Annotated in this window: 19 protein-coding genes; 5 read left to right on the top strand and 14 right to left on the bottom strand. The window is 67.1% G+C overall.

The annotated features are described in order from the left end of the window. Positions 1–68 precede the first annotated feature (68 nt). The gene (locus CBM2586_RS28680; RefSeq protein ID WP_115665963.1) at positions 69–494 is read left to right on the top strand and encodes a cupin domain-containing protein; all 426 of its coding nucleotides are present in this window, start codon (positions 69–71) and stop codon (positions 492–494) included. Between the two features lie 326 nt (positions 495–820). On the opposite strand, the gene CBM2586_RS28675 is transcribed toward CBM2586_RS28680, so the two are convergent. Continuing rightward, positions 821–1,006 (bottom strand): amidohydrolase family protein, encoded by a 186-nt coding sequence (locus CBM2586_RS28675; RefSeq protein ID WP_373424228.1) that lies wholly within the window; start codon positions 1,004–1,006, stop codon positions 821–823. 92 nt (positions 1,007–1,098) lie between these two features. Continuing rightward, on the bottom strand, positions 1,099–2,631 hold the full coding sequence (locus CBM2586_RS28670; RefSeq protein ID WP_115665964.1) for an amino acid permease: 1,533 nt from the start codon (positions 2,629–2,631) through the stop codon (positions 1,099–1,101). A 451-nt stretch (positions 2,632–3,082) separates the two neighbouring features. On the opposite strand from CBM2586_RS28670, the gene CBM2586_RS28665 reads away from it, so the two are divergent. Further along, positions 3,083–4,759 (top strand): phospholipase D family protein, encoded by a 1,677-nt coding sequence (locus tag CBM2586_RS28665; protein ID WP_115665965.1) that lies wholly within the window; start codon positions 3,083–3,085, stop codon positions 4,757–4,759. Positions 4,760–4,848: 89 nt separating this feature from the next. After that, on the top strand, positions 4,849–5,934 hold the full coding sequence (locus CBM2586_RS28660) for a Zn-dependent alcohol dehydrogenase (protein WP_115691236.1): 1,086 nt from the start codon (positions 4,849–4,851) through the stop codon (positions 5,932–5,934). Positions 5,935–6,000: 66 nt separating this feature from the next. Here CBM2586_RS28660 and CBM2586_RS28655 read toward each other — a convergent pair whose 3' ends face one another. Further along, complete coding sequence (locus tag CBM2586_RS28655; RefSeq protein WP_115665967.1) at positions 6,001–6,507, bottom strand: DUF6630 family protein; 507 nt, start codon at positions 6,505–6,507, stop codon at positions 6,001–6,003. 26 nt (positions 6,508–6,533) lie between these two features. Beyond that, positions 6,534–7,223 (bottom strand): ArsR/SmtB family transcription factor, encoded by a 690-nt coding sequence (locus tag CBM2586_RS28650; RefSeq protein ID WP_115665968.1) that lies wholly within the window; start codon positions 7,221–7,223, stop codon positions 6,534–6,536. Between the two features lie 256 nt (positions 7,224–7,479). On the opposite strand from CBM2586_RS28650, the gene CBM2586_RS28645 reads away from it, so the two are divergent. Beyond that, entirely contained in the window at positions 7,480–8,145 is a 666-nt protein-coding gene (locus CBM2586_RS28645) for a GntR family transcriptional regulator (RefSeq protein WP_115213418.1), read from the top strand. A gap of 34 nt (positions 8,146–8,179) precedes the next feature. On the opposite strand, the gene CBM2586_RS28640 is transcribed toward CBM2586_RS28645, so the two are convergent. The 10 genes from CBM2586_RS28640 to CBM2586_RS32250 all read right to left on the bottom strand — a co-directional run bounded on the left by CBM2586_RS28640 (position 8,180) and on the right by CBM2586_RS32250 (position 16,299). Beyond that, complete coding sequence (locus CBM2586_RS28640; protein WP_240987945.1) at positions 8,180–9,310, bottom strand: porin; 1,131 nt, start codon at positions 9,308–9,310, stop codon at positions 8,180–8,182. 156 nt (positions 9,311–9,466) lie between these two features. Next, the gene (locus CBM2586_RS28635; RefSeq protein ID WP_115691232.1) at positions 9,467–10,018 is read right to left on the bottom strand and encodes a flavin reductase family protein; all 552 of its coding nucleotides are present in this window, start codon (positions 10,016–10,018) and stop codon (positions 9,467–9,469) included. Between the two features lie 21 nt (positions 10,019–10,039). Further along, on the bottom strand, positions 10,040–10,786 hold the full coding sequence (locus tag CBM2586_RS28630; RefSeq protein WP_115691230.1) for a dienelactone hydrolase family protein: 747 nt from the start codon (positions 10,784–10,786) through the stop codon (positions 10,040–10,042). A 17-nt stretch (positions 10,787–10,803) separates the two neighbouring features. Next, positions 10,804–11,478 (bottom strand): 4-carboxy-4-hydroxy-2-oxoadipate aldolase/oxaloacetate decarboxylase, encoded by a 675-nt coding sequence (locus tag CBM2586_RS28625; RefSeq protein WP_115691228.1) that lies wholly within the window; start codon positions 11,476–11,478, stop codon positions 10,804–10,806. Next, a complete protein-coding gene (locus CBM2586_RS28620; protein ID WP_115691226.1) occupies positions 11,475–12,152 on the bottom strand; it encodes an RraA family protein in 678 nt (225 codons plus the stop codon). Before CBM2586_RS28620 ends, CBM2586_RS28625 begins: the two co-directional genes overlap by 4 nt. Before the next feature lie 3 nt (positions 12,153–12,155). Continuing rightward, a complete protein-coding gene (locus CBM2586_RS28615; protein WP_115691224.1) occupies positions 12,156–12,818 on the bottom strand; it encodes an RraA family protein in 663 nt (220 codons plus the stop codon). Continuing rightward, positions 12,815–13,831, bottom strand: a complete 1,017-nt coding sequence (locus CBM2586_RS28610; protein WP_115665975.1) for a protocatechuate 3,4-dioxygenase — start codon at positions 13,829–13,831, stop codon at positions 12,815–12,817. The genes CBM2586_RS28615 and CBM2586_RS28610 overlap by 4 nt, the downstream gene beginning before the upstream one ends. 25 nt (positions 13,832–13,856) lie before the next feature. Then, positions 13,857–14,870, bottom strand: a complete 1,014-nt coding sequence (locus CBM2586_RS28605) for an amidohydrolase family protein (RefSeq protein WP_115691222.1) — start codon at positions 14,868–14,870, stop codon at positions 13,857–13,859. A gap of 28 nt (positions 14,871–14,898) precedes the next feature. Beyond that, a complete protein-coding gene (locus CBM2586_RS28600; RefSeq protein WP_115665977.1) occupies positions 14,899–15,861 on the bottom strand; it encodes a PDR/VanB family oxidoreductase in 963 nt (320 codons plus the stop codon). 21 nt (positions 15,862–15,882) lie between these two features. After that, positions 15,883–16,299, bottom strand: coding sequence for a hypothetical protein (locus CBM2586_RS32250; RefSeq protein WP_240987944.1), 417 nt, complete (start codon positions 16,297–16,299; stop codon positions 15,883–15,885). Here CBM2586_RS32250 and CBM2586_RS28595 point away from each other — a divergent pair, their 5' ends adjacent. Then, a complete protein-coding gene (locus CBM2586_RS28595; protein ID WP_240987943.1) occupies positions 16,300–17,280 on the top strand; it encodes a WD40/YVTN/BNR-like repeat-containing protein in 981 nt (326 codons plus the stop codon). It abuts the gene before it with no gap. The last annotated feature ends 20 nt before the right edge of the window (positions 17,281–17,300 follow it).

The following is a 17,300-nucleotide window of genomic DNA, read 5'->3' as shown; positions in this document are numbered from 1 at the left end:
CGATCGTTCAATACGACCGCAAGGCGCATGCGTATCCTCATCCCGTCAACTTGTGAACGGAGAGAACGATGTCCCAATCCGCTAGCCATTCCCGTGCACCGGCCGGCCGCGGCCAGTGCCAGAGCATTGACCTGGTCGGCAAGATCGCGCAGATCGACGGACACTGGCAACCGCGCGTCGTGGCGGAAATGAACGACTACCAGTTCAAGGTGGTGAAGGTGGAAGGCGAGTTCGAGTGGCACCGGCATGCCGACACCGACGAAACCTTCATCGTCCTCGAAGGCGAGTTGCGCATCGATTTCCGGCAGGGGCCTGCGGGCGACGGTTCGATCCTGCTGAGGGCCGGGCAGATGGCGGTGGTGCCGAAGGGTGTCGAGCACAAGCCCTGTGCTGACGCGGAAGTAAAGTTGGTGCTGATCGAGCCGCGCGGCGTGGTGAACACGGGCGACGGTGCGGCGGGCGAACGTACCGTTGAAAACGACCAGTGGATTTGAGTGCGCGCCGAATAAAAAGCCTTACCCGCGGATGCCTCGTTGAACCTTTGTCGGGGGGGCTTGGGGTACTGCGGTTGGATTGTTTGTCGTGCTTGGCGGGCGTGGCTGTTTCGCCGGCGCAGCCGGCGACTTACTCTTTTGTCCGAGCGACAAAAGAGTAAAACGCGTCGCCTGGGCGGCTGGCCAAGGCGGCGTTGGTGGTTCGGGCGGTGGTGACTCGTGGTCTCCCGCTTGCGTGAGAGGGGCGGGGGTGAGGGCCGGCGCTGCGACGAAGTCAATCGCATCAATCCGTGCGCACCTGCATCACCCCGGAACTGTGCCGCACGCTACCGCTTGCTTACCGCTTGCCGTCTCACATACACGCGCTCGCCCGCCACCCACGTTTCCAGCACCTGCGTCTTCCAGATGTCGGTGGGCTTGACCTTGAACAGGTCCTGGTCGACCAGGATAAAGTCCGCCCACTTGCCTCGCTCGAGCGAGCCCAGCGCGGCCGGCATGGTGGCATCGCTCATGAACAGCCGGCCGCCTTCAAAGCGATGCGCCTTGTTGTTGTTGTCTTGCTTTTACTTGTTACTGCGGACTGCCAGGCGCCCGGCAACGGCGCCTATTCACCGGCCACCGGCACGGCGGTGCGCGGCGCGGCAGCAGCGCGGGCCGGCAGAGCGGGGAATTGCATGGCGGCATAGGACACGAAGCGCGTCTTGCGGGCGATGCGATAGCCCAGCCAGATCAGCAGGAAGATCGGAATGCCGATGTAGGTGGCGGCCACGCTGACCCAGTCGATCTTGCCGCTGGTAAAGGCCTGGTAGTTCTGGCCCAGCGTTACGACCAGGCACAGCCCGAAGGCAAAGATCGGCCCGTAGGGAAAGAACGGCGAGCGATACGGCAGGCGGTCCAGGTCGTGCCCCTGGGCGACAAAGCCCTTGCGGAAGCGGTAATGGCTGACGGCGATGCCGAGCCAGGCGATGAAACCCGTCATGCCCGACAGGTTCAGCAGCCACAGGTACACCGACTTGCTTTCGAACAGCGAGGTCAGGAAGCACAGCGCACCTACCGCGGTGGTGGCCAGCAGCGCCACCAGCGGCACGCCGTTGCGCGTCAGCCGGGCAAACACGCGCGGCGCGCGGCCTTCGGTGGCCAGGTTGTACAGCATGCGGGTCGACGCATACATGCCCGAGTTGCCCGCCGACAGCACCGCGGTCAGGATCACCGCGTTCATCACGCCGGCGGCAAAGGCCAGGCCCGCATGGCGGAATACCAGCGTGAACGGGCTCACGCCCACGGTCTGCACGTCGCTCTTGAGCAGGCTGGGGTCGGTGTAGGGGATCAGGATGCCGATGATCAGGATTGCCAGCACATAGAACAACAGGATGCGCCAGAACACCTGGCGCACCGCGCGCGGGATGTTCTTCGCCGGATCGGCCGATTCGCCGGCGGCGATGCCGATCAGCTCGGTGCCCTGGAACGAGAAGCCGGCAATCATGGCCACGCCGATCAGCGCGGGCAGCCCGCCGACGAAGGGCGCATCGCCGGTGGTCAGGTTGGCCAGGCCGTGGCTGGCCGCCATGTCGCCGCGCAGGATGCCGAAGATCATCAGCGTGCCGATGCCGATAAAGGCCACCACCGTCACCACCTTGACCAGCGCGCACCAGTATTCGGCCTCGCCGAAGCCGCGCACCGAGATGGCATTGAGCGCGAACATCAGGCCGAGAAACAGCGCGCTCCACAGCATCCCGGGCGTGTCCGGGAACCAGTACTGCATCACCAGCTGCGCCGCGGCCAGTTCCACCGCGATGGTCACGGCCCAGTTGTACCAGTAGTTCCAGCCGAGCGCGAAGCCGAAGCCCTCGTCGACATAGCGCGCGCCATAGGTGGCGAACGAGCCCGACACCGGCATATAGGCCGCCAGCTCGCCCAGGCTGGTCATCAGGAAATACACCATCGCGCCGATCAGGATATAGGCTGCCAGCGCGCCGCCGGGCCCGGCTTGCGCGATGGTGGCGCCCGAGGCCACGAACAGTCCGGTGCCGATCGAGCCGCCGATGGCGATCATGGTGAGATGGCGGGCGCGCAGGGTGCGGCGCAGCGCGGGGGCGGGTGCGCCGGCGGAGGAAGGCTGGGAGGGTTTTGTCGACATCGGGATCCGGTCTGGGCGCGCGCCGTGCGGTACAAGCCACGCAGGGACGCAAAGGGCGCGAAGGCGCGCAACTATGCCGGCATCGCCGGGCGGCCGCAAGCTGCGCCAGGCCGCCAGCCGCGCGGGCGGCGACACGTGCCGCAGGGCCTCCTCCCGGTGTACCGGCCGGTAATTGGGCGGCATCATAAGAGAAATCGCTGTGCAGGGAAAGCCGCTGCCGCCCGCCCAGGGAGGGTCCCGTGCATCAGATGCGGCACTCGCCGCGGGATGCTGGCCCGCCCGCCGGCCCTGCAGCGGTGTAGGACAAACTCCCGGCGCGGACAGGAATGGCACCGCTGCCGGGGCCGGCGCGCCGGGTATATCTTGCGAGGTAGCAGGCGCTGCACGCCGGCCGGCATGAGGACCCGGCCCATCCCCGTTCCTTCATTCACCGGCGCAGGGAGACTGACTGATGTTCCAGACGCACAGCCATGTTCCGTTCGACGCCCGGCGGCCGGCGACCGCGGCGCATACCGGCGCCGGCCGGTGCCGGCGCGCGCGCCTGCTGGCCGCGATCGCACTGGCCGGCCTGCTCGGCACCGCGGTGCTGGGCGGTTGCGCCAGCCTGCCGGCGCAGGCGGAGCGCACCCCCTCGACCGCGCCGGCCAATACCAGCGACACGCCGCTGGGCAAGGTGCTGGCGCCGCGCCTGGCCAAGCGTCCGGGCGAGTCGCTGTTCTACCCGCTGCAGTCCGGACCCGACGCGCTGGCCGCGCGGCTCGCGATGGCGCGCGCTGCCCAGCGCAGCCTTGACCTGCAGACCTACATCTTCGAGCCCACCGGCACCGGCGCGGCCGTGCTGGGCGACATCCTCGACGCGGCCGACCGCGGCGTGCGCGTGCGCATGCTGCTCGACGACCTGCATACCGGCGGCCTGGACAAGGTCCTGTCGGCAATCGATTCGCATCCCAATGTCGAAGTGCGGCTGTTCAACCCGTTCGCCAACCGCAGCGTGCGCTGGCTGGAAATGCTGGCGGGCTTCAAGCGCCTGGACCGGCGCATGCATAACAAGTCGATGACGGTGGACAACCAGATCACGCTGCTGGGCGGGCGCAATGTCGGCGACGCGTATTTCTCGGCGCGCACCGACATGGACTTCAGCGACCTCGACGTGCTGGTGGCCGGGCCGGCGGTGCCGCAGGTGTCCGCGGTGTTCGACGAATACTGGAACGACGCGTCCTCCTATCCTGTGGTAGCGCTGATCCCGGCAGGCAAGGAAGCGCCGGTGGAAATGCGCAGCCTGCGCAAGCGGCTGGAAGCGCGCGGCGACCAGGCCGTGGCCAGCCCCTACGTGCAGGAGCTGCTCGATTCGGGCCTGGCCAGAGGCATCGAAACCGGCCATATGCCCGGCTACTACGGCAAGGCCGCGGTGGTCTCCGACAAGGCGGCCAAGATCACCCACCAGACCCACGACGACCCGGGCCACGCCACCGCCCGGCTGGAGAAGATGATCAGCGGCGCGCAAAAGGAGGTGCTGCTGATCTCGCCCTACTTCGTGCCCGACGACGACGGCGAAGCCTGGCTGATCGCGCTGGCGCGGCGCGGCATCCGCGTGACCATCCTGACCAACTCGTTCGAAGCCACCGATGTCAGCCCGGTGCACGCCGGCTATGCGCCGCACCGCCGGGCGCTGGTCGCCGCCGGCGTCGAGCTGTACGAGCTCAAGCCCAGCGCCTACGCCGAACTGGCCAACCGCGGCAAGGCCGCGCGCGGCTCGCGCTCGCGCGCCTGGCTGTCGTCCAGCCGCGCCAGCCTGCACGCCAAGAACTACATCGTCGACCGGCGCCTGGTCTTTATCGGCTCGCTCAACATGGACCCGCGCTCGGCGAAACTGAATACCGAGATGGGCGTGGTGCTCGACAGCCCGGCGCTGGCCGAACGCATGACCCGCTCGACCGAGGACGCCCTGCTCGACATGGCTTACCGCGTCGGGCTGCAGAGCGATGGCGACGGCGGCAATCCGCGCCTGACCTGGACCACGCGCGAGAAGGGACAGCTGGTGGTCTACGATCAGGAGCCCGGCATGGGCCCGCTGCAACATCTGGGAGTCGGCGTGCTGCGCGTGCTCCCGATCAAGGAAGAGCTTTAAGGCGGCAGCGGCGGACGGCCAGTGGCTTTCCTGAACCTGGGTTTGGGGGTATTTTTTCCGGCACCGTAGCTCCCCTCCGGAGGAATTCCATGAAAGCTGCAGTGCTGCATCAACCCAGGACGCCGCTGGTGATCGAAGACGTGGCCATCGGCAAGCCCGGACCGCGCGAAGTGCTGGTGCGCACCGCCGCCGTCGGCGTGTGCCACTCCGACCTGCACTTCGTCGACGGTGCCTACCCGCATCCCGTGCCCACCATTCCGGGCCACGAGGCCGCGGGCGTGGTCGAGCAGGTCGGCGCCGAAGTCCGCACGGTCAAGCCCGGCGACCACGTGATCACCTGCCTGTCGGCCTACTGCGGCCATTGCGAGCATTGCCTGACCGGCCACCTGTCGCTGTGCACCGAGCCCGATACCCGCCGCCGCGAGGATGAAGCGCCGCGCTTGCAGGCCGCCCATGGCAACGCCATGCACCAGTTCCTGAACCTGTCGGCCTTCGCCGAGCAGATGCTGATCCATGAGCACGCACTGGTGGCGATCCGGCGCGACATGCCGCTGGACCGCGCCGCGCTGATCGGCTGCGCGGTCACCACCGGCATGGGCGCCGTGATCCATACCGCGCGGGTGCAGCCGGGCGAGACCGTCGCCGTGATCGGCTGCGGCGGCATCGGCCTGGCCACGGTCAACAGCGCCGCCATCGCCGGCGCCGGCCGCATCGTCGCCATCGACCGCGTGCCGGGCAAGCTCGAGCTCGCCCGCAAGTTCGGCGCGACCGACGTGATCGATGCCAGCGAGGGCAACGTGCTGGACGCGGTGCGCACCCTCACCGGCGGCGGCGTGCACCATGCCTTCGAGGCCATCGGCCTGAAGGAGACCACCGAGCAGGCCTTTGCCATGCTGCGCCGCGGCGGCACCGCCACGGTCATCGGCATGATCGCGCCGGGCGTCAAGATCGAGTTGAAGGGCAGCGATTTCCTGGGCGAGAAGCGCATCCAGGGCTCGCTGATGGGCTCCAACCGCTTCCCGGTGGACATGCCGCGCATGGTGGATTTTTATATGGCCGGTCGCCTGCAGCTGGACCAGCTGATCGCGCAGCGGCTGCCGCTGGAGCGCATCAACGAAGCCTTCGACGAACTGCGCCGCGGCGAGCTGGCGCGCTCGGTGATCCTGTTCGACTGAGTTTGCAGCCGGGCCGGCCCCCCGCCGGCCCGTCCCCGCACGCCAGGCAACGCCTCGACGCCAAGTTCAGAAAGGCTGGTCCGCCGGCCGCACCTCGAAGCGCAGGACCTCGGCCAGGTCCAGCATCTCTTCGTCATCCTCGCTGCGCGTGATCCAGCCGGCGTAGGCGTCGCCGCCGGTATCCCAGTTCCATAGCGTATAGCCGGCCACGCGCAGCTGGTTGTGCGCCAGCTCCATCAGTTCCGGCACGCTGGTGCTCTCCAGGAAGGCCTCGTCCTCGGGATCGTCGGTGCCCCAGTCGAGCTCCAGGTCCATGCGCTCGCACAGCTGGTTGAGGCAGCCGATAAAGGATTGCGCATCCTTCCAGTCGACCAAGAACCCGGACTGCCAGTCGATGACCTCGCGGATCACCCACAGCAGTTCCGGCCCGTCGGTGTCGTCGTCCTCGGCATCGAGCAGGGCATCCTCGAATATCGCCAGCTGCGCCGAAGTCTGGGCGCTGTCGCCAAGGTTGATCAGGGCGAAGAAACGCGCGATCGCGTCCTGCGTGTCGTCGTCCAGCGGTGTGGCCATCTTTTTTCTCCGGTTGCCGCGGCGCGCTAGGCCGCGATGCGGATGATCTCGCGTTGGCCCGCCGGTGTCACGCGCAGCGCGCGCGAGGTCCGCGTCGGCTCGACCCAGCCGCGCGCCAGCAGGCTGCCCAGCAGCGCCGCTCCCAGCGCGCCGCCCAGATGCGGCTTGCGCTCGCTCCAGTCCGGGCAGGTGCAGGCAAACTGCCGCCGCTTGCGGCGCGCCGCATCCACATCCACGCCGAGCCGCGCCAGCGCCTGCGCGCCGTCGCCGCCGAGCTCGACGCGTGGCCCGTCCAGCATCAGCCACCGTGACTGCGTCATGCGCTCGAACAGGCCCACGGCCAGCTCGCCCGCCAGATGGTCATAGCAGGTGCGCGCCTGCCGCAGCGCCGGCGGCGCCGTGCGCGAAACCGGCACCGCACGCAGCCGCGGCGGCTGGCTCGCCAGCGAGGCCGACGCCAGCGCCTCGATCGCCACGCCGATCTCCGGCGCCGCCAGCCGGTAATAGCGGTTGCGCCCGCGCGTTTCCGCCACCAGCAGGCCGCCTTCGGACAAGCGCGCCAGATGCCCGCTGGTGGATGACGCCGACAGGCCGGCGATCAACGCCAGCTCGCCGGCGGGGCGGGCGCTGCCGTCCATCAGCGCCCACAGCATGGCGGCGCGGCCGGGATCGGCGAGCAGGCTGGCGAGGTGGCTGATGCCGGGGGTGTAATCCATGGTTTGGGAATGGGTGAAGGGTGTGTGCGCAGTATAGGCGAGCGACCATTGGCTGTGACCGCGGACATTAAAGTCCTTCCTGAACGGGACGACACCCGCATAACGCGTAGTCCATCCGCAAGGAAGCGCTGGAGTGGCTGGCTGGCAGCGCGCGACCGCGTATTGCTTCTGGAAGCGCCGATCCCGTCTTCGAGCGGCCGATTTGGAGGTATGATTGCATTCAATATTGCATATCTCATTCTGACCTAGCCATACCGTGTCCACCGCAGAACTACAAGGCATCGACATTCCCGCCCAGATCGCCCAGGAAATCCGCAAGCTCATCAACCGCGGACAGTTGCCGCCCGGGCTGCAGCTACGGCAATCCGACCTGGCCGACCGCTTCGGCATCAGCCGTGTCCCCGTACGCGAGGCGCTGAAGCTGCTGGCGGCCGAAAGCATCATCGAGCACGATCCGAACCGGGGCTTTTTCGTCGCGCCGTTGTCGACTGACGAGGCACGCCAGCTTTACCTGATGCGCCAACTGCTGGAAGCGGAACTGCTGTCCACCATCGAGTGGCCCACGCCCGCGCAACTCAAGCAGTTCAAGACGATGCTGACCGAACTCGACGAACTGCTGTCGGCCGGTAACCGCTCGGAATGGATCGAGCACCATCGCGCGTTTCACGACGCGGTGTTCGAGTTGTCGCCGAACAAGGTGCTCAAGCGCGAGGCGCTGCGGCTGATGCGGCTGACCGACCGCTACCGCGCGCTGGCCGCCGATATCACGCTGCGCGACCAGCACCTGAACGCCAACATCGAGCAGAAGCTGGTGAAGGCGTTGAGTACCAAGAACCGGGAAATGTTGCTGGATGCCTATGCCGAAGGCCGCAAGATGGTGGCCGAGGGGCTGATGCAGATCCTTGCGGCGCGCGGCGTATGAAGTGGGGCACGCTCCAGCGCCCCGCGTACCGCCGTCAGAAGCGGTGCATCATGCCGACTGCCGCCACGGACTGGATCTTCCCGCTGGCAAGGATGTTGCCGATCTCCGCGGCATAGGCGCCGTTGGTGCGCTGGTAGACCCCCACCAGATAGACCGCGGTCCGCCTGGAAAAGGTGTAGGTCAACTGGAGCGCGCCCTGGTGGATGATCACGTTCTTCAGTTGCGCGTTGCCGTTCTCGTAGGTATAGGCGCCGCCGAGAATCAGGTCCGGCCTCAGTTCATAGCCGATGCCGCCAGCCAGCGCGTAGATCCTTGCTCCGCTGAATGTGTTGCGCGCCTGGCTGTACATGCCCGAGAAATCGAAGCGCGACACCTTGGTGCGGGCGCCGGCGATAAAGTTGGCGATGCCGCTCTGCCCGCCATTGACCGCGCCGTAGTTCTGCTCGGTATAGACCACGGCGGCGCGCGTTTCTCCATGGTGATACCCGATCGCCGCGCTCTTGCCTGACCCGTTCCGGAAGTCTCCCGCGACTTCGCCGAAGCTGTACATCAGCCCGGCCGAAAAGCCACCGATCTCGTCGGTCGTCACTTTGATGGCGTTCGACATCCGCTTGCCGCCCACGCGGTCCCAGTTGATGGCCGACATGCCCACCGGCGCGCCAGTGGCATTGGTGTACGGCGCGTATGGCGCACCGGCGGCAAGGCCGGCGCCGATCTGGGCGGGGCCCTCGAGACCGAGCAGGTCCGCGCCGAAGCTGCCGGTGCGGAAGTTCAGCATGCCGCCCGCGATGCCGGTGGCGGGGTCGATGGCGCCGATCAGGAAGTAGTCGAACGCGAAGTCGTTCTGCTGCCCGAGGCGGAAACCGCCGATCCCGACCTTGCGCATGCCGACCCAGGCCGAGTTCTCGAACAATGCGCCGCGCGACTGCGGATCGAGCGCCCCGGTGCTGAGGGAAATCATCGAGTCCAGGCTGAACGATGCCTGCAGGCCGCCGCCGAGGTCCTCGGTGCCGCGCACGTAGAACTTGGATGGGTAGATGGCGGAATCCTGCATGCGTACGTTCGAATGGCCGCCGTTGTCGCGATAGACGGCGGCACTCTCGTCCAGCAGGCCGCCGATGGTGACGCTGCCCTGCGCGTGCGTCACTGTGGTCGCGGCTGTCATTGCAATGCCAAATGACAGATGGCGAAGTGCCATGGCCGGCCTTTTCTTGCGAAAAGCCATTCCGTGTCTCCGTTGTTGGAATTTATTGTTGTGGTGCCCGCCCTGCAGGGATGCGGGCGGGAATTTTGTCGGCCGGCGGGTTTGCGATGGTCCGCCTCAGCCGGCCGGTTCCGGGTCCCATGTCGGAATCCAGAGCAGTTCCCGCGCCGCGGCAGCGTCGGTCGACGAAAACTCGCCATAGCTGCCGTGCGCATACAGCAGCGGCCGCGCGCGGTCGGCGCGCGGCATTGCGGTGTCGATGGCACCGAAGAGGATGCCGTGCGTGCCGACATCCACGGCACTGGCCACTCGGCAATCGAAGCTGACCAGCGCGTCACGGAGTACCGGCGCGCCGGTGCTGGCGCGTCCCCATACGCCGTCGGCAAACTTCTCCTCCGCCGGCATGGGACTGGCGAAGCGGTCGGCCAGCCGACGGCTTTCCAGCGCCAGCACGTTCACCGCGAAGATGCCCGACGCCTGGATGGCGTGGAACGACGCGCTGTTGCGGTTGACGCAGGCGAGCAGCGTGGGCGGATCGGCCGAGACCGAGCAGACGGCCGTGGCCGTCAGCCCCGCCCGCGACCCGTCCGCCGACAGCGTGGTGATCAGGCAGACGTGTCCGGCGAGGCAGCGCATCGCTGCCTTGAACTGGTTGGCGTCGATGCTCATGGCGAGTTCTCCGTCCCGAGGCTATGCGACCGTGCTAGCGGTAGCGAGATGGCGGGCAAAGTGCAGCACAGTGCGACCATGCGCCTGCATCGCGGCGAGCGGCTGATAGCTGGCACGCTCCCAGCAGTTGAAGCCGTGGCTCGCGCCGGGATAGACGAAGAACTTCGCCGTGTCCCGGTCGGCGAAGGCTGCCCTGACGCGCTCGACCGCGGCGAGCGGGATCATGGGATCTGTCTCGCCGTAGTGGAACAGCATCGGGCAACGCACGGCGGCCGCCTTCTGCAACTGGTCCTGGATCCCGCCGCCGTAGTAGCACGTGGCGGCCTCCACCAGTCCCGCAGCGGCAGCCAGGTAGGCCAGCCTGCCACCGATGCAGAAGCCGAGCGCGCCCACGCCGCCCGTGACCTCGGGACGCTCGCGCAGTGAACGCACGGTGCCTTCCAGGTCGGTCTCGATCTCTGCCATGTCGGCGCGGATGAGCATGTCGCGCGCGCGCGCGGCTTCATCGCCCACATAGCCGAACGATTCGCGCGGCGCCTGCCGCCAGAACACGTCGGGCGCGAGCACGACAAAGCCCAGTTGCGCGTACTGCTCGGCCACGGTCCGGATATGGCGGTTCACGCCGAAGATTTCCTGGAAGAGGACAATGCCGGGGCCCGTTCTCGCCGGCGGCAGGGCGAGATAGCCCTGGTACGCGCGGCCATCGGCAGCCGGGATGTCGATCCAGCTCGTGCAGATGGTCGCTTCTTCGTCGATACGTTGGTTCATGTCGTCCCTCTTTCCGCTCAGTTCCAGCCAAAGATGTCGAGCGTGGTCTCGCCCGCACGGAGCCGGCGGCACTGATCAGCCTCGTTCGCTTCTCGCGCAAGGCCGGCGTCCACCACCTTGCCCGCACTGTCGCGCGGAATGCAGACCACGCCGTCGCCGTCGCCGACGATCAGGTCGCCAGCATGGACGGTCACGTCGCCAAACACGGTCGGCGCATTGATCCAGCCGCGCGCGCCGAAATCCTTGCCGGTGCCGCGGATGCAAAGACCGCGGGCGAACACCGGGAAGCCGATCTCTTCCAGCAGCACGCCGTCGCGCACGCAGCCGTCGATGACCAGGCCGGCGAGGCCGCGCACCTGGCTGGCGGTGGACATGACTTCGCCCCAATAGCCGTGCTCGAAGGCGTCGCTGACCGACACCACCAGCACGTCGCCTGGTTGCGCGGCATAGATGGCGCGGTGCAGCCACAGGTTGTCGCCGCCCGGTGCATGCACTGTGACGGCGGGGCCGCACAGCCTGAATCCCGGTGCGACCGGCTTGATCGCGGACGGAAGGGCGCCGATCTTGCCGCCTGCCTCGTGCAGCGTGGCCGTGGGGATGGCGCGGGCGGCGTCGACGATGTGCGCAGCGGTACGCGCGAAATCCAGTTGCGTGGTGTCGCGCGGATCGATGCGGTCGATGGACAATGTCATGCTTTCGCTCCTTCGGCGCGCGTCTGCAGTTGATGGTAGCGGTACTGGGCGCGGGCCTCGTCCAGACGCATGCCGCCGGCGACTGCCTTGCGAATGGCGTCCTCGGCGGCTTCGATGTCTTCGGCGGCGGCGAGGATGCGCTCCTCGTGATCACGCGGGATCGATACCAGGCCGTCTGCGTCACCACGCAGGATGTCGCCCGGTGCCACGCGCACGTCGCCGATATTCACCGGCACATTGGTGGCTTCCACCTGCACGCGGTCCTTGCCGGTGCGCATCCAGTTGTCGCGCGAGAACACCGGGTAGCCGAGCGACAGGCAGAGATGCACATCGCGGTTGATGCCGTCGATCACGGTGCCGGCGATGCCGCGGCGATGGGCGATCTCCGTCATGATGTCGCCCCAGACCGTGGCATCGGTACGGCCACCGTTGTCCAGCACGATCACGTGACCGGGCGGCACGTCGTCAATGAAGTCGCCCACGGTGCCCGGCGGGCTGGCGGCGGGGCCGTATAGGATGGTGAAGGCGCGGCCGGCCATGCGGAAGCCGGCATCGCGCGGCTTGATGGCGCGGCACTGGCCGACGATGCCAAGGCGGTCCATGGCGTCGCTAAGCGTGGCGGTGTCGAGCCTGCCGGCGCGAGCGACGTTGCGGTCTTCGATCTGTTCTGACATGACTTAATCCTTCAGCATGAATTCGTAGTTGCCGCCCATGACCTGGCTGATCGGTGTGCCGGCCAGAACGGCCTTGGCCATGCGGGCTTCGCGGGCGACGATGCCTTCCGCGGCCTCGAGCACCCGGTCGATGTTCGCCGCGGCGATGAAGATGACAGCGCTGCGGTCAGCGAGAACGTAGTCCCCGGCATCGACGTCCACGTCCCACACGCGGATCGGCACGTTGGTGCCTTTCTCGACGATGCGGCCGCGCGCGGTACGAGCGGTGAGGGAAGAGGCGAAGACGGGAAAGTTCATCGCGCGCGCTTCGTCGATGTCGCGCACGGGACCATCGGCCACCACGCCCGCGATACCCTTCACCTTCGCGCCGAGCGACAGCATGCCTCCCCAGCTTCCCGCCTCGACGCCGGTGCGTTGCTCGACGACGATCACGTCGTCCGCGCCGCCGGCCTCAATGGCGGTGGTGCCGAGGTGACGCGGCTCTCCCGGTGGCGGCGCGCCCGTGCCGAGCTTCACGGTAATCACGCGACCGGCAATGCGGCCGTCACCGGCTTCCTGATGCACGCCGCTCACAACGCCCGGCAGGCCGAGCTTGTCGAGCGTGTCGGACACAGCGCAGCAATCCAGCCGGCGCAGGCGGCGCACGTATTCCTGGGGAGTGCTCATCGGATGGTTTCCTTGTGGTTGTCGGGCCGCCAGCAGGCGAACCCCATGGCATTGCCGGTCCCGGCTTCGCTGCGGTAGCACGGCACGTAGTCGATCACTTCCATGCCGAAGCCAAGTTCGTCCATCGCACCGGCCACGGGAATCCAGTTCTTGACCTCGGAGGTACCGGCCTGGAAGATCGCCTCGCCCAGTCCCTCCACGGGTGCGAAGTCATGCGCGCGCATGCTGTCGAGGATCAACTGGTCGACGTTCTCGTCGATGACGAAGTGGGTCAGGCCGCCCGAGGCGATGATGGCCACGCGCGCATCGCTCTCCCACGACCGGATGGCACGCGCCAGCGAACGTCCGAACGCATGGCAACGGCCGGCGGTCGGCTGGTTGGGCGGATAGAACGTGTTGATCAGCACCGGCACGGTGGGGATCACCTGGTCCTTCATCAATTGCCGGAACACGAAGCCGAAGGCGTGCGGCGTCTCTGTCGCGGCAAGGTGTTTCAGTGCCGTGATGTCGAAGCCGTCGGCCACGGCGCGTTCGATCAGGTGGCGGCCCAGCGCCGGCACGCCGGCATAGGTCGCTTCCGGCGGCATGTAGCCGGGCATGGCGTGGGCCACGCCGGGTGGCAGCCGCGACAGCTTCTCGTCGCTGATCATGTTGTTGACGATGGTCTCGCCCCACATCACGCTGAACGCGGGCACGAGCATGTCGTCGAAGATTTCCATCTGGTCGTTGCCGACGATCACTGCCACATCGGGGCGGGCTTCGGCCAGCACCTGCGACATGCGTTCGATGGCCTGCATGCAGCGGGCGTGCCGGGCCTCCCACACCTCCGGCGTGATCTGCGCGGCCAGGTTTTCCGACGCGCGATGCCGCACCAGCTCGTCGAACGTCCACGTCCGGCCCTGGTAGTGATGCAGGCTGCGGCGGTCGTCGGGCAGGCGCGAGCCCCATGTGTGCGGCGGCGTGACCAGCATGGGACCATGCGAGGTGCCCATGCCGAGTACGATTTCTGCCATGGTCGGTCTCCTCCGGGTCGCGCGCTTAGCGGTACGCCGCCAGGTCGAGATTGAACAGCTTCTGCGCGTTGCCGAAGAAGATCTGGTCCTTCTCTTCCGGCGACAGCCAGTCGAAGCCCTGGATGAACGGCTTGATGTCGTCGAAGGTGCGGCCGGTGGCCGGATTGGTCTGCGAGCCCACGCCCGGGCACTCCGCGCCGAACAGGCAGCGGTCCGCGCCGACGGTCTTGATCAGCAGGCGCAGCGATTCCTCCGAATACAGCACGGTGTCGTAGTAGAGATTGCGCATTCCGGCGAGGAAGTCGCGGCCCGCGCGCGCGGCGCCGGACTGGAAGCGGCCGATCTGGTAGGGGATCGAGCCGCCGCCGTGCGACACCAGGATCTTCAGCGACGGGAAGTCCTTGAACACGTCGGAGTTCACCAGGCCGAACACCGCGATGGTCTCTTCATTGATGAAGTGGACGGTGTACGGCGAGCGTGCGGAGTGCGAGCCGGTGGCGTGGATGTGGGCGGGAATGTCGAGCTCGCACAGCTTCTCGTAGAGCGGATACCAGTAGCGGTCGCCCAGCGGCGGCGCTTCGGAGCCGTTGTTCTCGAATGGGTCCGGATTGAGCAGCACGCCGAGGAAGCCCAGTTCCTTCACGCAGCGTTCCAGTTCCGGCAGCACCACTTCGATGGGATCGCCCGCCACCTGCGGCAGGCCACCCACGCCGATGAAGCGCTTGGGCAGCAGCTTCACCGTGCGGGCGATGATGTTGTTGGTCTCCTCGGTGAACCAGTGCACCAGCTTGCCCGGCTTCGTGCTGTGCATCATCTGGAACGGACGCGGCGACAGCAGCTGGACGGTGGTGCCCGCGCGGTCGAGCAGGTCGATGTGCCCGGCCGGACCCATCTCCTTGCGGTTGGCGTAGTGCAGGATCTCCTCGTCCGTCACCTCGGGCATCCTGCGCCCGTGCTCGCCGCGGTGCGACAGGATGTGAGCCTTGTAGACCCAGAGTTCGGCGGGCGGGCTGACGTGGCCGTGGCAGTCAATGATCATGGGATGTCTCCGGTTGGAATGAAATGACTTACAGATCGAGGACCAGCCGCTCGCCCTTGCAGCCCGAGCAGCAGATCATCATGGTGTTGTTGGCCGCCTTCTCCGGTTCGGAGAGGATGGCGTCGCGGTGGTCGGGAATGCCGGACAGCACGCGCGTCTCGCAGGCGCCGCACACGCCTTCCTCGCAGGAGTGCGCCACTTCCACGCCGGCATCCTTGAGCACCTGCAGGATGGTTTTGCCACCCGGTACCTGCAGCGATTTGCCGCTGCGCTTCAGTTCGACCGTGTAGCCGCCGTCCAGGGCGGCTTCCTGCTTCGCGGTGAAATACTCGACGTGGACCTGCGCCGCAGGCAGGTGGGCCGTGGCTGCCTCGAAGGCCGCCAGCATCGGGCCCGGGCCGCAGCAATAGAAGTGCGTGTTGGCCGGATGCGCCTTCACGACTTCGGCGATGTCGAGCACGCCGCCCGCTTCCGCGTCGATGTGCAGGTGCAGGTTCTCGTAGCTGCGCAGTTCCTCGAGGAAGGCGACGTCGACGCGGTCGCGGCACGAGTACACCAGTGTCATCGACCGGCCCAGCGCCTTCAGGCGCCTTGCCATGCACAGGATCGGCGTGATGCCGATGCCGCCCCCGACCAGCACCGAATGCTCGGCCTCTTCATTCAGCGGGAAATTGTTGCGCGGCGGCTCGACCTGGATCACCGCGCCGGGGCGCAACTGCTCGTGCATGAAGCTGGAACCGCCGCGGCTTTTGGGGTCGCGCTTCACCCCTACCTGGTAGCGCCGCGGCTCGCGGCCGCCTTCGAGCAGCGAGTACTGGCGCACCAGGCCATTGGGCAGGTGCAAGCCGATATGGGAACCCGGTTCGCACGGCGGCAGCGCGGCGCCCACCGGAGACGCGAAGGCATAGAGCAGCGTGTCGCGAGCGAGGAATTGAATCGACTCCAGGCGCAACTCAAGGAGGGCGCCCATGGACTGGGGCAGGTCGTTCATGTGTGTCTCCAGTGACGACGTTCAGTGATGCGGCGAGGCGTATGCCTGCCGGCGCCTGGCGTCCAAAGCGGGCGGGTGGGCTGGGCCGTTGTCGCTCGCTTCGTCGTTGACGCGAAATTCTTTTTTGCATATTATTTCGACTAACAAGAAAAAAGTCAAAGCATGTTGATGCACGGACTTTCCCGGGCATCGGCCCAAAGGCACATCACTGGCGGAAACCTGCGGCGGCATCGTGCAGCGCAGTAGCACCGTCCGCGTCACATGGAAATGGAGAACAAATTGATCGCAGTCCTTTCTTGCAACGGCGGCACGGTCACAAACGGCAGCGGCCCCGCTACCCAACTCTTCGTCGCCACCTTGCGTGGCATGCATGTATTCGAGCGGACAAGGCAGGGCGCGCCCTGGCAGCGGACCCGCTCGGCGCTGGAAGACCGTCACGTGAGCGCGCTGCTGTTTGAGCCGCAATCGGGGCTGATGTTTGCCGGCGCGCACGGCAAGGGCGGCATGTGGGTCAGCCGCGACCTCGGCGTCACCTGGGAGCCGCGCGGCAACGGCCTGAAGAGCGATCACATCTACACGCTCGCGGCCCAGCAGCGCGAGGGCCGCGTGGTGCTCTATCTCGGCACCGAGCCCTCGGCCCTGTATCGCAGCGACGACCTCGGCGAGAACTGGGTGGAAGTCTCGGCCATGCTGTCCGTGCCGGACCAGGACAAGTGGACGTTCCCGCCGCCGCCGCACGTAGCGCATGTCAAGAACGTGGCCTTTCATCCGGCGCAACCGGGCACGCTGTACGTATGCATCGAGCAGGGCGCGTTGCTGAAGACGACGGACGACGGCGCCACCTGGACCGAGCCGCGCAGCTATGAGTCCGCGCAGGACAAGTTCTATCACGACAACCACCGCGTGCTGATCCGTCCGTCGAACCCCGCACAGCTCTTCATGTGTGGCGGCGAAGGCCTGCACTACAGCGCCGACGCCGGCGAGACCTGGACCCACCTGATGACGCGCGCGGACCGTATCGGCTACCCCGATGCCATGTTCATCGACCCGCGCGACGAGAACGTGCTGTACCTTGGCGGCCCCGGCAACGCGCCGCGTGATTGGGGCGCCAAGCGCAGCGCCGATGCCACCGTGCTGCGCAGCCGCGATGGCGGCGCAACGTGGCAGGAAATCCGCAACGGCCTGCCCGCAGAAGTCATCGGCAACATCGAGGGCATGGGCTTGTATCACTGGGACGACCAGCTGATGCTGCTGGCCGGTACCGCGACCGGCGAAACCTACGCCAGCGAAGACGGTGGCGAGAACTGGTACACGGTTGCCGACGACCTGCCCCCGATCTCGAAGGGCGGTCACTACCGCTGGTTCCTGCAGGTCGACGAGCGCGAGAAGGTAGAGGACCGCATGCGCACCGGCACCTGACGGCCGCCCCCGGCCGAACC

Source organism: Cupriavidus taiwanensis (assembly GCF_900250115.1).
GTDB classification, from domain to species: domain Bacteria; phylum Pseudomonadota; class Gammaproteobacteria; order Burkholderiales; family Burkholderiaceae; genus Cupriavidus; species Cupriavidus taiwanensis_B.
This window is presented reverse-complemented; position numbering and strand designations above follow the sequence as displayed.

Bases quoted from the DNA above. Each gene is read 5' to 3' on its own strand.
- CBM2586_RS28680 (WP_115665963.1), top strand. From the start codon at position 69: ATGTCCCAATCCGCTAGCCATTCCCGTGCACCGGCCGGCCGCGGCCAG.
- CBM2586_RS28675 (WP_373424228.1), bottom strand. From the start codon at position 1,006: ATGAGCGATGCCACCATGCCGGCCGCGCTGGGCTCGCTCGAGCGAGGC.
- CBM2586_RS28670 (WP_115665964.1), bottom strand. From the start codon at position 2,631: ATGTCGACAAAACCCTCCCAGCCTTCCTCCGCCGGCGCACCCGCCCCC.
- CBM2586_RS28665 (WP_115665965.1), top strand. From the start codon at position 3,083: ATGTTCCAGACGCACAGCCATGTTCCGTTCGACGCCCGGCGGCCGGCG.
- CBM2586_RS28660 (WP_115691236.1), top strand. From the start codon at position 4,849: ATGAAAGCTGCAGTGCTGCATCAACCCAGGACGCCGCTGGTGATCGAA.
- CBM2586_RS28655 (WP_115665967.1), bottom strand. From the start codon at position 6,507: ATGGCCACACCGCTGGACGACGACACGCAGGACGCGATCGCGCGTTTC.
- CBM2586_RS28650 (WP_115665968.1), bottom strand. From the start codon at position 7,223: ATGGATTACACCCCCGGCATCAGCCACCTCGCCAGCCTGCTCGCCGAT.
- CBM2586_RS28640 (WP_240987945.1), bottom strand. From the start codon at position 9,310: ATGACAGCCGCGACCACAGTGACGCACGCGCAGGGCAGCGTCACCATC.
- CBM2586_RS28635 (WP_115691232.1), bottom strand. From the start codon at position 10,018: ATGAGCATCGACGCCAACCAGTTCAAGGCAGCGATGCGCTGCCTCGCC.
- CBM2586_RS28630 (WP_115691230.1), bottom strand. From the start codon at position 10,786: ATGAACCAACGTATCGACGAAGAAGCGACCATCTGCACGAGCTGGATC.
- CBM2586_RS28625 (WP_115691228.1), bottom strand. From the start codon at position 11,478: ATGACATTGTCCATCGACCGCATCGATCCGCGCGACACCACGCAACTG.
- CBM2586_RS28620 (WP_115691226.1), bottom strand. From the start codon at position 12,152: ATGTCAGAACAGATCGAAGACCGCAACGTCGCTCGCGCCGGCAGGCTC.
- CBM2586_RS28615 (WP_115691224.1), bottom strand. From the start codon at position 12,818: ATGAGCACTCCCCAGGAATACGTGCGCCGCCTGCGCCGGCTGGATTGC.
- CBM2586_RS28610 (WP_115665975.1), bottom strand. From the start codon at position 13,831: ATGGCAGAAATCGTACTCGGCATGGGCACCTCGCATGGTCCCATGCTG.
- CBM2586_RS28605 (WP_115691222.1), bottom strand. From the start codon at position 14,870: ATGATCATTGACTGCCACGGCCACGTCAGCCCGCCCGCCGAACTCTGG.
- CBM2586_RS28600 (WP_115665977.1), bottom strand. From the start codon at position 15,861: ATGAACGACCTGCCCCAGTCCATGGGCGCCCTCCTTGAGTTGCGCCTG.